This window comes from Mesorhizobium sp. M0293, assembly GCF_040321735.1.
GTDB lineage: Bacteria > Pseudomonadota > Alphaproteobacteria > Rhizobiales > Rhizobiaceae > Mesorhizobium.
The window spans coordinates 1-14,014 of sequence record NZ_JAMYSA010000136.1 but is presented as its reverse complement, the minus strand read 5'-3'; the positions used below and the strand labels follow the sequence as shown (position 1 = coordinate 14,014).

Annotated in this window: 14 protein-coding genes and 2 pseudogenes; 14 read left to right on the top strand and 2 right to left on the bottom strand. The window is 60.2% G+C overall.

What is annotated here, in order from left to right:
• Together NKJ06_RS30745 and NKJ06_RS30740 are read right to left on the bottom strand one after the other, a co-directional pair.
• On the bottom strand, nucleotides 1–2,756 hold a 2,756-nt coding region (locus tag NKJ06_RS30745), incomplete at its 3' end, for a non-ribosomal peptide synthetase (RefSeq protein ID WP_352811813.1).
• Nucleotides 2,757–2,954: 198 nt separating this feature from the next.
• The gene (locus tag NKJ06_RS30740) at nucleotides 2,955–3,167 is read right to left on the bottom strand and encodes a hypothetical protein (RefSeq protein WP_352811812.1); all 213 of its coding nucleotides are present in this window, start codon (nucleotides 3,165–3,167) and stop codon (nucleotides 2,955–2,957) included.
• A gap of 1,153 nt (nucleotides 3,168–4,320) precedes the next feature.
• On the opposite strand from NKJ06_RS30740, the gene NKJ06_RS30735 reads away from it, so the two are divergent.
• The 14 genes and pseudogenes from NKJ06_RS30735 to NKJ06_RS30670 all read left to right on the top strand — a co-directional run.
• Nucleotides 4,321–5,349, top strand: coding sequence for an IS110 family RNA-guided transposase (locus tag NKJ06_RS30735; RefSeq protein WP_352811810.1), 1,029 nt, complete (start codon nucleotides 4,321–4,323; stop codon nucleotides 5,347–5,349).
• A gap of 392 nt (nucleotides 5,350–5,741) precedes the next feature.
• A complete protein-coding gene (locus NKJ06_RS30730) occupies nucleotides 5,742–6,665 on the top strand; it encodes a DUF4158 domain-containing protein (protein ID WP_352811820.1) in 924 nt (307 codons plus the stop codon).
• A gap of 316 nt (nucleotides 6,666–6,981) precedes the next feature.
• A pseudogene (locus tag NKJ06_RS30725) lies at nucleotides 6,982–7,716 on the top strand (Tn3 family transposase); the annotation flags it as partial.
• Nucleotides 7,610–8,506: a Tn3 family transposase gene (locus NKJ06_RS30720; protein WP_502905657.1), complete on the top strand. Its 897-nt coding sequence runs from the start codon at nucleotides 7,610–7,612 to the stop codon at nucleotides 8,504–8,506. The pseudogene NKJ06_RS30725 and the gene NKJ06_RS30720, both read left to right, overlap by 107 nt.
• Nucleotides 8,507–8,889: 383 nt before the next feature.
• Nucleotides 8,890–9,393, top strand: a complete 504-nt coding sequence (locus NKJ06_RS30715; protein WP_352811807.1) for a tetratricopeptide repeat protein — start codon at nucleotides 8,890–8,892, stop codon at nucleotides 9,391–9,393.
• A gap of 87 nt (nucleotides 9,394–9,480) precedes the next feature.
• Nucleotides 9,481–9,666 carry a tetratricopeptide repeat protein gene (locus NKJ06_RS30710; RefSeq protein WP_352811818.1) on the top strand — a complete coding sequence of 62 codons (186 nt, stop codon included), beginning with the start codon at nucleotides 9,481–9,483 and terminating at the stop codon, nucleotides 9,664–9,666.
• Entirely contained in the window at nucleotides 9,588–10,232 is a 645-nt protein-coding gene (locus NKJ06_RS30705) for a tetratricopeptide repeat protein (RefSeq protein WP_502905659.1), read from the top strand. The genes NKJ06_RS30710 and NKJ06_RS30705 overlap by 79 nt, the downstream gene beginning before the upstream one ends.
• Before the next feature lie 33 nt (nucleotides 10,233–10,265).
• A complete protein-coding gene (locus tag NKJ06_RS30700) occupies nucleotides 10,266–10,673 on the top strand; it encodes a tetratricopeptide repeat protein (RefSeq protein ID WP_352811805.1) in 408 nt (135 codons plus the stop codon).
• Nucleotides 10,674–11,010: 337 nt separating this feature from the next.
• Complete coding sequence (locus NKJ06_RS30695) at nucleotides 11,011–11,337, top strand: hypothetical protein (protein ID WP_352811803.1); 327 nt, start codon at nucleotides 11,011–11,013, stop codon at nucleotides 11,335–11,337.
• A complete protein-coding gene (locus NKJ06_RS35875; RefSeq protein ID WP_502905658.1) occupies nucleotides 11,265–11,594 on the top strand; it encodes a sigma factor in 330 nt (109 codons plus the stop codon). Before NKJ06_RS30695 ends, NKJ06_RS35875 begins: the two co-directional genes overlap by 73 nt.
• Before the next feature lie 200 nt (nucleotides 11,595–11,794).
• Nucleotides 11,795–11,932, top strand: coding sequence for a hypothetical protein (locus NKJ06_RS30685; RefSeq protein ID WP_352811815.1), 138 nt, complete (start codon nucleotides 11,795–11,797; stop codon nucleotides 11,930–11,932).
• 35 nt (nucleotides 11,933–11,967) lie between these two features.
• On the top strand, nucleotides 11,968–12,357 hold the full coding sequence (locus tag NKJ06_RS30680; protein WP_352811800.1) for a hypothetical protein: 390 nt from the start codon (nucleotides 11,968–11,970) through the stop codon (nucleotides 12,355–12,357).
• A gap of 989 nt (nucleotides 12,358–13,346) precedes the next feature.
• Nucleotides 13,347–13,631 (top strand): hypothetical protein, encoded by a 285-nt coding sequence (locus NKJ06_RS30675; RefSeq protein WP_352811798.1) that lies wholly within the window; start codon nucleotides 13,347–13,349, stop codon nucleotides 13,629–13,631.
• A gap of 79 nt (nucleotides 13,632–13,710) precedes the next feature.
• Nucleotides 13,711–13,938, top strand: a pseudogene (locus NKJ06_RS30670) (IS66 family transposase); the annotation flags it as partial.
• Between the last annotated feature and the right edge of the window lie 76 nt (nucleotides 13,939–14,014).

The window sequence follows — 14,014 nt, the reverse complement described above, 5'->3', positions numbered from 1 at the left end:
CCGGTGCGATCGGCGCGCGCCACCACCACCGCATCGCCGACAAGCTCGTGCTCGCAAAGCCGCGCCGCGACCTCGCCCGGCTCGACGCGGAAGCCGCGGATCTTCACCTGCTCGTCGTTGCGGCCCAAAAACTCCAGATTGCCGTCCGGCAGATAGCGCCCCAGGTCGCCGCTCCGATACAGCCGGTCGCCCTCCACAAAGGAGCTGGCGATGAACCGCTCGGCCGTCAGCTCGGGCCGGTTGAGGTAGCCGCGCGCAACGCCGGCCCCGCCGATATAAAGCTCGCCCACCGCCCCCAACGGCACCGGCTGACCATGAGCGTCCAGAAGATAGATCCGCGTGTTGGCGATCGGACGGCCGATGGGAGGCACTTGCGGCCAGCATGATGGATCAGCCGCGAGGCGGTGCTCCGTGACTACGTGGGTTTCTGTAGGCCCATACTGATTTATCAACCTCGCCCTCGGATGAGTCTCGAAGAACGACCTGAGCTCGGGGGTGGCTCGCAATTGCTCACCCGCTGTATAAATTTCTCTCAAAGAGGGCAGCAGCGCTCCCCGAGCGCACCAGGCTTCCGCAAAATGTTTCAAGGCTACGAATGGGAGGAAAAGCCGCTCGATCCCTTCTCTGCACACAAAGTCCAGCAACTCGGAAAAGTCGGCACGGGTCTCTTCCCGCACGAGCACCAGTAGCCCGCCGTCCCTCCAGCAACTGAACAATTCCTGGAACGAGACGTCGAAGTTCAAAGTCGTGAACTGAAGTGTACGTCGTTTTGGCGTACCAAACTCCGGCGAGGACCAAAGCAAATTCATAAGCGAGCCGTGGGGCATTTCGATGCCCTTGGGCGTCCCGGTGGAGCCCGAGGTGTAGATGATGTAGGCGAGATGGCGCGAGGTGAGCCCCAGCGCGCACGGATCGAGATCCGATGCCGGCAGCTCGGCCCAGGCCGGCGCGGCCATGTCGAGATCGACCACTCTCACCTGACCAAGAGCATTGGCGTCAAAGGCCACGCGTCCGGCCGCATCGCAAAGCAGCAGCCGCGGGGCAGCATCGTCGAGCACCTGCCGCAGCCGGCCGGAGGGATAGGCCGGATCGAGCGGTACATAAGCGCCGCCTGCCTTCAGGATCGCCAGCAGGGCCACGACCATCGCCGGGCTGCGCTCCACGCAGATCGCCACCCGGTCGTCCGGACGCACGCCCAGTCCGATCAGATGATGCGCAAGCCGGTTCGCCCGCCGGTTCAGTTCGCCATAGCTGAGCTCTGCTTCATCCTGCACCACCGCCAAAGCATCTGGGTTCAGCGCAACCTGCTCCTCAAACAGCGCATGAATGCATCGCTCCGACGGATACGGCTTCGACGTCTCGTTCCATGTCTCCAGAACAAGCTTCCGCTCGTCAGGCGGCAACAGGTCGATCCGGGCCATCGGAATGTCGGGATCCGCTCCCAGAACGTGCACGAGGTGGCTCAGCCTATGTTGGTGATACTCCAGTTCGTCCAACGAAGCTGAAGAATTTCCGAAAACATCAATCGCGAGTTCCGATTCTCCAGCCCGGTAAAACACGAATGAGATATCGTTGGCTGGCCCAAGTGCGAGCTTTCGTATAGCGAAAGACGCGTTATCGAATCTCCCATCGCAGTCGAACAACATGACGTTGACAATCGGTGCCGATGTCACCGATGCTCGCCGATCCTCACCGAAATCCCTATCAATAAATTCACCGCGATACCTTTGATGCTTGAGCAGAGAAGTAATGCGCTTCGAGGTTTGCCGAATAAGGCTTTGGAAATTCTGTTCACGTCTGACGCGCAATCTCAGCGGCAACAGGTTGGATGTCATTCCAACCGTTTGTGCGTGCTTTGCAGCTCCTATACGCCCCTTGACCGGAAAACCGAGTACCAGCTCGTTGACGCCCGTGAAGCGATGCACATAGGCAGCCACGACTGCAACTAATAGCTCAGCGGCCTTCCGGTCACCACCTTTCCCAGTAAAAAGCGGTCCCAAATCCCTCAACGAAACGCATCCACCGCACCGCACAGCTTCTGGGGTAGTTGCAATTGTCTGCCGCGCCAGACCAACAGGAGAAAAGTAATTGGCGACGCGCCTTTTCCAAAAGTTCTGGTCATCCAGGAACTCTTTAGACTTTAGATATGCGACATCGTTTTCCAGAAATGATAATTGCGAGTTTGGCTCCCAAGTGCTTTTGGATTCGCCTCGACCAAGCTCAGTGTATACGTTCGCTACTCGTCCGGCGATGAGAGACATACTTAAACCATCCACAATAATGTGGTGATACATTTGAAACCAAAAGCAGCGATCTTGTGCAACTCGAAACAAGACAAAGCCAAAGAGAGGCCCTTGGTTCAGATCCATAGGACACGTCAATTGCGCCTGCATATGAGCAAGCGCTGCTGCTTCTGGATTTGGCTCAGCGCGGAGATCGAGAACCCGAAGCGACCAATTGGTCGCCAGCTCAAAGATCTGTCGAGGCTCACCATTCCGATCTGCAATTCGGACATGCAGCGCATCGCATTCAGAAACCACATGATGCAATGCGGTCTCAAGCCGTCCAGCATCAACTGGACCAAAAATATCAAGGTATTCACCGATCACATACTGCGGACTATGCGGATCCAGCTGCTGAGCGATCCAGATCTCCATCTGCGCAACCGACAGTGGAAATTCGATGTCGCGAGTTGGCCTTTCACTTGTCCCCACCTTCGATGCGTCAATTGCCGCGCGAGCGTCATCTCGATGCATATCAGCCCTTTCTCCTAAGCGGCAGCGGCGCAGGTCGCGAACACACGAGTTTAGTTGTGGGTATTTGCGTACTGACGGTGTTATGGATTTGATCGTGAGGTGGTCGTGCGGTCGGCAGGTGCGATTGGCCAACGTGTAGGGCAAAAATAAACTACTTAGGATGCAAGAGACTCTCCTTCCGATAATCAGTCGATATGGTCAGCCGCAATATCCAGTAAGAATAAAAACATTCTCGTGCAGGAGATCGTGAACAGCTAGTGCTCGCTCGTATTTCGCCTGCGCTCCTCCAAAACGCGACATGTCCAGTCTTCTTGCTGGACGACAGTGGAATGTGCCTGTTCTCGCGCCCAGTGCTACTGCCAATGTCGTCGCGGAGCCATTCAATCCCGGAATGATGAGCGTTTGGATCATGGCCGATGTCCTTGCAATTGCACGAGGACGATAGCCAGTTGGTCCGCCGACGTCGGCCAAAGCCCATCCAAAATCAATTGATCGATTCCGAGAAACCGCAGGTCATCCGCCTCTGGAGTGTCTTGGATGCCCCCTCAGACGACGAGTTTAAGAGATCACTCATTTCAGCTCCCTTCGTTGATAACGCACGTATTCGGAGTATCGACCGGTTTTCCATCGCAGTCTGATCGATCTCCGTCGCCTCAACGCTAGTGCGGAATGGGAAGCGTCTGCCCCGAGCTCTCATGGCCGATATCCTACATCTGCAGCTCTTCAGCCAAAATCTTCAGTTGCGCCGGGCAATTCGGTAATTCTGGCCAATTACCATCATCATCTCCGTTGGTCAGGGGCTAGACCGTCATGACGGCTTCGCAAGGTGATGCGCAAGTGACGTGCCATCCGGAGGATGTAGCTGAGCGCTGACATTCAAGTTGGGCTGGCGCACCTTCGCTCGTCTTCTTTTTGCTTGCAGGCTGCGGACGAAATGCAAAACGTTTCGCCTATGGTACGTCCGCTCGATAGTGAACAGTTTGGGCCAAAAGCGACAGTATCGTTTGCATGGGTCGAGACACCAGGTTGGAATGGCGCCGGCGGCGAAATGGAAGTTGGACCTGTGGAGGTTTGGTCAGATGGTGCAGGTCTGGTCGGTGACGTGGCTTTATGTGGAAGGGATCGTTACCGATGGCGCGTGAACCCTGCACCATCTCCACCTCCCCCGGGCTAGGTGATCCGGATGTGGCGGCCCTGGCCGAGCGCTCCCGCGCAATCTGTACGTCAAATGTGCCCCACGACAGCGTGAAGTTCGACATTGCAGGCCTCAGGGTGATGCCGATCCGCGACGAGGCCGAATTATGCAGCGCATTCGGTCCAGCGCAACGATCGCCGGCGCGCGCGTGCCGGTCCAAGTCGACGTCGGCTTCGGAGAACCCATCACGCCCGAGCCGATCTGACGCCGCCACGATGGACCAGCCGACCGGTGAATACCCGGGTGGCCCATGGGTGTGAATCGGCGTGCAAGTTTTGGAAACGATGACGTAATTGCTGCCGTCGCTCCTTTGAACGAAGATTCGGCTGACGGCAAAAGCCGCCAACCATTGAGATCGAGGAGGCCGCAGTGAAGCAATATGTCGGGCTGGATGTGTCGCAGAGGGAGACGAGCGTCTGTGTGGTCGACGATACTGGAAAGACGGTGTTCCAGGGAAAGGCGAAGTCCGATCCGGGAGCACTGACCGAGTTACTCCGCAAACGTGCGCCTCAAGCCGAGCGCATCGGATTTGAGACGGGCGCCATGTCCAGCTGGCTATGGCACGAGCTGAAAAGGGTCGGGCTGCCGGTCGTCTGCCTTGATGCTCGGCATGCAAAGGCAGCGCTTTCAGTGCGAATGAACAAGAGTGATGAGAATGATGCCCGCGGCCTGGCCGAACTGGTTCGCGTCGGCTGGTATCGAGAAGTGAAGGTCAAGAGCGCAGAGAGTCAGGCCACCCGGTCCATGCTCGTCGCCCGGTCGAGACTTGTCGAGATCCGTCGCGATCTCGAAAATCAGACACGGTCCATGCTGAAGGAATATGGGCTGCAGTTCAGTCGATCGATTGGGTCACAGTTCCGGCGAAAGGTTTGGGAACTGGTTGCTGACGGCCATCCGCTTCGCCCTTTGGTTCAGGCGCTTCTGTCTGTCCATGAGCAGGCCTGCTGTGAACAGGAGAAGCTTGATCGGCAGGTCCGGCATCTCGCTCGTGAAGACGAAACCACACGCCGGCTAATGACAGTCCCCGGCATCGGCGTGGTGACCGCGCTCACCTTCCGCCACACGATCGACGACCCTTCGCGCTTTCGCTCGGCCGCCAACGTGGGAGCCTATCTCGGCCTGACTCCGCGACGAAAGCAGTCCGGCGAAACGGATATCAATGGCCGCGTCTCACGTTGGGGCGATCGACTGTTGCGAACCTACCTGTACGAGGCGGCCAGTGTGCTCCTGCACCGGACGAAGAAATGGTCCACGCTGAAAGCCTGGGGTATGCGTCTGTCGAGGCGGATCGGCTTGAAGAAGGCAAAGGTGGCGGTCGCAAGGAAGATCGCGGTTCTGCTTCATTGCATTTGGGTTGACGGCACAAGCTTCGAGTGGGGCTGCGAAAAGATGGCATAGCAGATCCGAACTCGACCCAATTCGCGGGCCCGTTTCCGGAACCCGTGATGTCCCCGCCGGGACGGTGGTTGCGGCGACCTCGGTCAAACGGCTGACAGCAGTTCATCTGCATCTCGTTGGAAACGTTGAGGCGTCCGACCCGAACATCATCATGAGGCACTCGACCTCGGAAAGGACCATGACCCCGGCGATGGCAGTGCGAGATCCGGATTGACAACTACCCGCAATTAAAGGGCCGTTTGACAACGTGATCGAGCAAACCCGGAATGTCGCCCCCCAACACGAGGTGTCTCGACATTCTCTCGCCCGCACCTGGCGCAAGCGAAGTCAGGAGCCATTTTGAACGAGACAGAACGTCTCGTGCGGTCCAGCTTCGAAAGCTTCGGCTTGCCCTGCCGACCAGGCTCCAGGCCGCCGCTCGAACGCCAGGTCCGATACCACGCACCAGACGTCGAAATCCCGATCGAGAACCGGCGCGCTGCCTCCCGGGTCGACAGACCTGCCTCGGCGAGTTCACCAAGCCCGCGCGAGTCGAACTTGCCGCATGGGCGGAGCGTGAAGCCGTCGGTCTGACCGACGGCCGCGTCCTCCTCGATCGGCTGCTGGATCGGATGCGGGCGGAAAGGATCATCATCCCCGGCATCAGCGTGGTCGAACGCTTGGCCGCCTCGGCGATGCATGCAGCGGATAGCGCAACAATCGCCGAGATCGGCACTCTTCTGTCGGACAAGCAGCGCCGGCAGCTTGACGCGCTTTTGGCAGACAAGACGCATATCCGTCAGAGCCGCCTATCCTGGCTGCGCGCTCCACCCTCCCGGGTTGGCGGGAGGTCATTGCTCGAACTGCTCGACAAGCTCGATCTCGTTCGCGGGATTGTCAGCGACGCGCCGACGCGCCTCCCTTCGCGTCTCCGTGCCCGCATGGCGCAAATGGCCAAGGAAGGCAGCCTCTATACAGCACAGGCCTTTCAACAGATGGGTTCAGTCCGGCGGCATGCCGGCATGATGGCGACGTTGAACGAGCTTGCGATTACACTGACCGATGCCGCGCTGACCATGTACCAGTCGCTCGTCGGCCGTGCCAATCTGCGCGCCCGAAAGCGGCTTGAGGAGACAATCGCCGCCTCCGCCGAACAGGGCCGCATTCGGCTTCTCCGCATTGCCGATGTGCTCGATGCCTTGGTGACGGCTGCGAAGACCGTAGGCAGGCAACATCACCGCCGCCGTCACCGCGATCGCGCCGCTCGAGACCGTCGAAGCCGACGCCGCCGTCATTCGGCGCACCATCCGCCCCGGAAAACCGGACGTGCTCGGTGAGCTCTCTCATGAATATCGTGTGTTCAAGCGGATCGGCGCGCGATTTCTGGCGAGTATCACATTTGAAGGGGGTCGTGCCTCGCAGCCGTTGCTCGCGGCGGTCGCTGTCCTTGGCGGTCTTGGCGGAGACTGGCGCAGGCCACTGCCAGCCGATGTGCCGCTCGGCCATATCGAGCGACGCTGGTTGCGACATGTCTTTAAAGACGGTTCGATTGACCGCACCTATTACGAACTGGCCACCTACTTCACCTTGGCCAACGCGCTTGCCAGTGGCGGCGTATGGGTTCCAACATCAAGGATTCATCGTTCGCTTGAGATGCTTCTGACGCCGGCTTCACCTGCGACAAATCTCGTCCCAGCACGGCTTCTGCCCGCTCCGGCCTTCAACGCCGAAAGCTATCTTGGCGTGCGGATGGCCGAACTCGACGCTGCACTTCTGGCAACAGCCCGCGGATTGCCAGGCAAGGACACCGCGATGTTCGCCGGCGGCAAGCTTCGCTTTCCGAAAGAGCCGAAGGAAAGCAGCGAAGTCGACCAGACCCGCACCCTCACGGCCGCCCTCTACACTATGATGCCGCGCGTGCGGATCACCGATCTTCTCGATCAGGTCGGCCGCTGGACTGAGTTCGCAAGCCATTTCGCGCATGTCTCAACCGGGTTGCCACCCGCCGACATGCGCGCCTTCATGGCCGCGCTGATAGCCGAGGCGACAAACCTCGGCATGTCACGCATGGCCGAGATTTGCGGAACGGTAACCCGAAGGGCCCTGCTGCGCATGCAGATGTGGCACATGCGCGAGGACACCTTCCGCGCGGCGCTCGCCAGCCTTACCGATGCGATCCATGCCGAGCCGCTGTCCGCCTGGTTTGGCGAAGGATGGCGAGCATCGGCCGATGGTCAGGCATTCTATCTCGGAGGCCCGGGCGAGGCCGGAGGCACCGTCAATGCGCATTACGGCCGCGATCCGATCGTCAAAATCTACACCACGATCACCGACCGCTACGCGCCGCTCCACCAAAAGGTCATCGCCGGCACCGCCGGAGAGGCGATCCACGCATTGGACCGGAATTCTTGGGCACGAGAGCAACGTCAATGTCGCCGCGCTTCATGTCGATGGCGGCGGCGGGTCGGACATCGTCTTTGCCGTCCTGAATCTGCTGGGGCTTTCCTTCGAACCCCGCATTCCGCGCCTGTCGGATCGCAAGCTCTATGCATTCGAACCGAAAACGCGATACGGCCGACTGGCGCCGCTGTTCGGGCAGCGCCTCGATGCCGGGCTGATACGTGCTCACTCGGATGATATTCACAAGGTGATCCGGGCGCTCACAGACCGGGTCGTGACGCCGTCGCTCATCGTGAAGAAGCTCGCCGCTTACCGGCACCAGAACAGCCTGGCGGCGGCGCTGCGCGAAATCGGGCGAATCGAACGCACGCTGTTCACCTTGCGCTGGTTCGAGGATCCCAACCTCCGCCAGCTCGTCACCGCAGAACTCAACAAGGGCGAGGCCAGAAACACGCTCGCCCGGGCGGTCGCTATCCATCGCCTGGGCCGCTTTCGTGACTGCAGCCACGAAAACCAGGCGAGCCGTGCGGCAGCCCTCAATCTCGTCACCGCCGCCATCATCCTCTTCAACTGTCGCTATCTCGGCCGCGTCATCGAGGTTTTGCGCCAACGCGGTAAACCGTTCGATGAACAGATGATCCCCCAGCTTTCTCCGTTGGGATGGGACCACATCAACATCACAGGGGATTATGTCTGGTCCGACGATTTGGCGGTTGACGACGAGGGCTTCCTGCCGCTCAGGACTGTGAGTCCTGTGATCCCCGGTGAAAATTCATAGGTACGTGGAATGTCGTGGCCGCATGACGGGTGCGACGACATCACCAACGGCTGGAGTCGACCCTTTGCGGCCCTTCCAGCAACGGGCGATGCGCGCCGAAGGGCTGAGCCGTCGGGCTTCATGCATCCCGAACACGGCTCTGGCACGTGTATCGCAGGCGCTGCTGTTCGACGAGGAGATTCCATTTGAGACCGAGTCAGGCCACTCGCGCGTCCGAGGTGCACCACGTCAGACTACATGCTATTCTTTATTCTGTTCGCGATGCCATTTTTGTAGGTCTTGCTCGTGAAGTATTGTCGGCCACGAGCCTGCTTCGTCCCCGGTGCACGTTTCGACCCGATGCAGTACCGCTTTTGCGTCGTCGCGACGCGACGGAGGAAAACATGGGACATACCATCGGACGCGTGATCGCCGTCCTGCTGCTGGTTCTTGGCTTTGCCGCTCCGGCAGCCGCCGGGCCGTTGCAGGAGGCTTTGGCCGCCTATAACCGCGGCGACTACGCGATGGCGGAGCGGCTCTGGCGTCCGCTGGCCGAGCAGGGCGACGCCGAAGCCCAAAACAACCTGGGTGGCATGTACTACAATGGTGAAGGCGTGCCCCAAGATGATGCCGAGGCGGTGAAATGGTACCGCAAGGCTGCCGATCAGGGCTTCCGCGGTGCCCAGTACAACCTCGGTATCGTTTATGAACACGGTCGCGGTGTGCCGCAGGACGATGCCGAGGCTGTGAAGTGGTACAAGCTCGCCGCCGAAAAGGGTCTCGCCGATGCTCAATCCAACCTCGCCATCATGTACGAACATGGCCGTGGCGTGCCGCAGAACGATGCCGAGGCGGTGAAGTGGTACAGACTCGCCGCCGAGCAAGGACGTAGCCGCCGCTCAAAATAACCTCGGCGGGCGTTACGTTGAGGGCCGAGGTGTGCCGCAGGACGACGCCGAGGCGGTGAGTGGTACAAGCTCGCCGCCGATCAGGGCCTGGCCCAGGCCCAACGCAACCTCGGCATTAGCTACCACGATGGCCGCGGCGTGCCGCAGGATCACGCCGAGGCAGCAAAATGGTTGCGGCTCGCCGCCGACCAGGGCTGGGCGGACGCTCAATACGATCTCGGTGTCATTATACCAAAGGTGAGGGCGTGCCGCAGGACGATGCCGAGGCTGTGAAGTGGTACAAGCTCGCCGCCGACCAAGGCCTCGCCGACGCTCAATACAATCTCGGGTACATGTACGACGAGGGGAAAGGTGTTCCGCAGGACGATGCCGAGGCGGTGAAATGGTATCGGCTGTCCGCCGAGCAAGGCGACGCCCACGCCGAGTACAACCTCGGTATCACGTATCTCAGCGGCAAGGGCGTGCCGCAGGACAATGCCGAGGGGATAAGGTGGCTCCGGCTCGCCGCCAACCAGGGTCTCGCCGAGGCCCAATACAATCTCGGTGTCATCTACGCCGAGGGCCGCGGCGTGCCACAGGATACCACCGAGGCGGCGAAGTGGTACAAGCTCGCCGCCGATCAGGGTGTCGCCGAGGCCCAATACAATCTTGGACTTATGTACAGCAGGGGGGAGGGTGTTCCGCAGGACGATGCCGAGGCGGCGAGGTGGTACAAGCTCGCTGCTAACCAGGGTCTCGCCCTGGCCCAACACAATCTCGGTGTCATCTTCGCCGAGGGCCGCGCCGTGCCGCAGGACAACGCCGAGGCGGTAAGGTGGTATCGGCTCGCTGCCGACTAGGGTGTCGCCGAGGCCTGATACAATCTTAGACTTATGTACAGCAGGGGGGAGGGTGTTCCGCAGGACGATGCCGAGGCGGTGAAATGGTATCGGCTGTCCGCCGATCAGGGCTTCGCCCCCGCCCAGAACGATCTCGGCACCATGTACGCCAGCGGCCGCGGCGTGCCCAAAGATGCCAGCGATGCGGCCAAGTGGTTCCAACTCGCCGCTGACCGAGGCTTCGTCCCCGCACAATACAACCTCGCGGTCATGTACGAAACCGGCCATGGCATGCCGCAGGATGATGTGCAGGCCCTCAAGTGGCTTAGCCTGGCAGTCAGCAGGGCCTCTATCGCGGATCGCGACAAGGTTCTCATGCGCGGGAACGCTCTCGCTGCGAAGATGACTCCCGAGCAGATCGCCGAGGCGGAGCGGCTTGCGCGGGAATGGAGGCCAAAATGATGCGTGGTCGGGCTCGGAACCGGGCCTGAGCTAACGCCGCAGCGGTCGCAATACCTCCGCCGGCGACGGGTGCCGGTCGTTGCTGGTGTCAACGGCTTCAACCAGTGGCCGTCCGTTGGTTGGACCACCTCGGCCCCGCAAGGTGAGCCGCGAAAGACCGCTATCCACCCTACTGCGACCTTCCCGTGGGTGCGGCGGACCTCATTTCACCTTTCTCCTGCGCGCTCCACTTGTGCATTTGGCATCCTCAAGCAGGCCTACCGTATTTCTGTGTCCCAATAATGTACCGAGGCCAAAGGAAGCGTAGCCCGCGCGTCATCAAAGATCGAGATCCGTCATGCTCCAGATCCGTCAACGCCCCGTTTACCGGGAACGGCACGAGATGCTTGCGGACGCCATCGTGAATAGTTTCGCCGACCACCTGGAGCTCATTCCGTCAGCAACGGGTCTGCATCTCACCGCCCTGGCTCGAACAATGTCAGTCGACCAAGTGACAGCGGTCGCCCGTCGCGCCGCTGATTGCGGCGTCGCTGTCCAGATGCTGTCGTTGTTCGCGGTGAGTGGGACCCCACGAGCCAGGATCATGCTGGGATATGGTGCCATTCCCACGGCAGACATCAAAGAGGGCCTGCGGTTGTTCCAGGCCTGCTTCGACGCCGTGTAAGAAATTCCACCCCGGCACGACTATCTGAACATGAGCATGGTACACCAAGACACGACAGGCGATGCCGAGCCGGCGGTGCCGGAAGACGTCGATCGACGCTACGCGCTGACGGTAGAGATGCTAGCGGCGCGCTGGCGCGGCTGGCGGCAGGACATGAATCCGATCCCGCCGAGCAGCAGGACCTTGTGCAGGACATCCATCTTCAGGTCTGGCGCAGCCTGAAGTCTTTCGACGGACGCTGCTTGCTGAGGACCTAGGTCTACCGCGTGGCTCACAATGTGACCGCCGATCATGTCGGGCGAGCCCGACGCCGGAAAGACATGATCAGCCTCGATCAGTCCGCGGCAGAGATTGGAGCGGACCCGCGTCCCTCTCCGGAGATAGAGATCTCCGACAGGCTGGCGCTGGCGCAGATCCACGCAAGCTCCACCGCCTGCGGCCGGTCGACCGGCAAGTGATGATCCTCTACCTGGAAGACGAGAGTGCCGCCACCAGCGCCGAGGTCTCCGGTCTTTCAGCGGGCGCCGTAGCGACCCGCATCAGCCGCATCAAACGCCTTTTGGCCGGCCAGCTTACCCTGGACGCAACGCGATGAGCGACCGATCCCAACATTCATGGAAGGAACAGCCCGTGACGACCGCGACCATCAATCTCAACGAGATCAAGGCGCGACACGCCGCCCTGAGCCGGACCACAAGGCGTCGCAACACCTTGGAATATGTTGCGGGAGGTGTCGCAGTGGTATTTCTTCTGGTCATGAGCGTAGTCACATTCCTTGCCGCCCGTACCGTGGCTGATTGGGTCGTGGGCGCAGGATTTGCGACGCTGGCGCTCGGCATGGTGATCGTCGGGCTGCATATCTTCAGGAAGAGCACACGCACCGACGCCGACATGGCGGCAAGCGGAATGGACTATCTGACGTTCCGGCTGGAGCGGGAGCGCGACCTTCTTCGCTCGGCCTGGCTCTGGTATGTCGGGCCGATGGTGCCCGGGTTTGTCCTGGTCTATCTCGGCTACTAGATGGCAAATCCCGAGCGTCCGATCTTTGCGCTTGTCGGAGGAAGTCTGACCTTAACCTTCCTTCTTTTCGTGCTCATACTGAACCGCCGCGCAGCTCGACGGATCGAGACGGAAATACGCAGCCTGAGGAAATGACCTTTGCTTGTTTCACAGGACAAATCGACAGGGTCGCCGAGTGGTTACCCAAAGGCGAGCAGGGCTGGTGACCTGCGGCGTCGGCTACAATGGGAGCAGTTCGTTGTCGACTGGCGGTGCGGTGCGGCACCAGAGATCTCTGTGGAACATGGATTGTTGGTGGTTCTCTTCGGTCATAGGGCGCCTTGCTATCGTAGGTGGCGCGCTGGCTGGCATGAGCTGGAGTTCACACGCGTCGGATGACGTGGAGCCTCTCGATGGCGAGAAGATCGGATCAAGCTGAGGATCGTGGCGCCGCCCGAGTGTCCGTGTTGCGCATCACTATACGCTCTCGCTCAAGAATCGCATGTGGCTGTATGCGAATGCAGTACACCGTTCGGGCAAAGCCGTCGACCGGCGGCGCATCAGATGCCGGGGACGCGGCCACACTGCCCGGGTGGAGTGCGTCGCGGCGAGGCCAGACTGTTGCCCAAGGCTCCTTCATGGCGCTCAGAGATGTCGAGCATCTTGCAATTGCATTGCCTCGTAAACCCTTGAAGTCTCGATCGGCTGCTTCTCAGTCTCGCCGGACATTTAGACGCTCATTAGCGCCTTGTGGAACAATAGCGTTTTAGGCGGTGCACGGGTTTTGGCCTGCTGTACATTGCAATAAATCACCAGCCACGAAGATGCGTTCATCCATGCAGATTGGTCGCTACCTCGCCACCCTTGCCGAAGAAGATGAAGCCGGTGGCGCGTTCGGATGATCCAAGATCGACCGTTTGCGGCAAAAGGGAATTTGATTTTTGGCGGCAAGGTAGGCAAGTGTAGCATCCGGCGGAGGCGTACTGTAGGGGATGCAGATCATCTGAACCATGATTTTATATACCTACTCACTTGAGACTGAGCCGAGCGAAGACCGCTGGAACGACACCGGAATCCCGGGTTTCTTTTTTACAGAACTGGACGAGGTGCGGCAGGTCGTCCGCGAGCTCCGCGACGAAGTCACCTCGGATGAGGATGAGGAGCCTTCATGGAGTCCGGTTCGCATCGAGCGGATTGAACTTCTCGCACCGACGACCCAGAACGTCCTGACCCTGCTCAACGAGGGGATTGGGCCGCTGATCCAGCGCTATGAGATCGTGGAAACCATTGCCTAATAACTAAGCCGAGAGCTTTCCGGCAAGTCATGCCCGCCACTTTGCTGACCTTCTGTTGGCCGTTTTCGCAGCGACGTGCGCACTGGGCCAATGGATGATCGGCTCGAGCGAAAAGCATCTCTCCCGCATCTATGACGCCTGAAGCCGCGGCTCAGATCGCAGCCCCTCATCCATGGCGACGAGACGACTGTTCAGGTCCTGAAGGAAAAGGATCGAGAGGGCCGCCAGCACCTCGTACATGTGGGCATACCGGAGCGGCGAGGACAGTGACGAGCCTATCGCGCTGCTCTATTATCAACGTAAGCGGTCAGCCGATAACGTCAGGCCTAAAGTTCCAAGGCATGAGCATTTCGATTTCGGATGCCGGCCAGCCTTGAGCGATG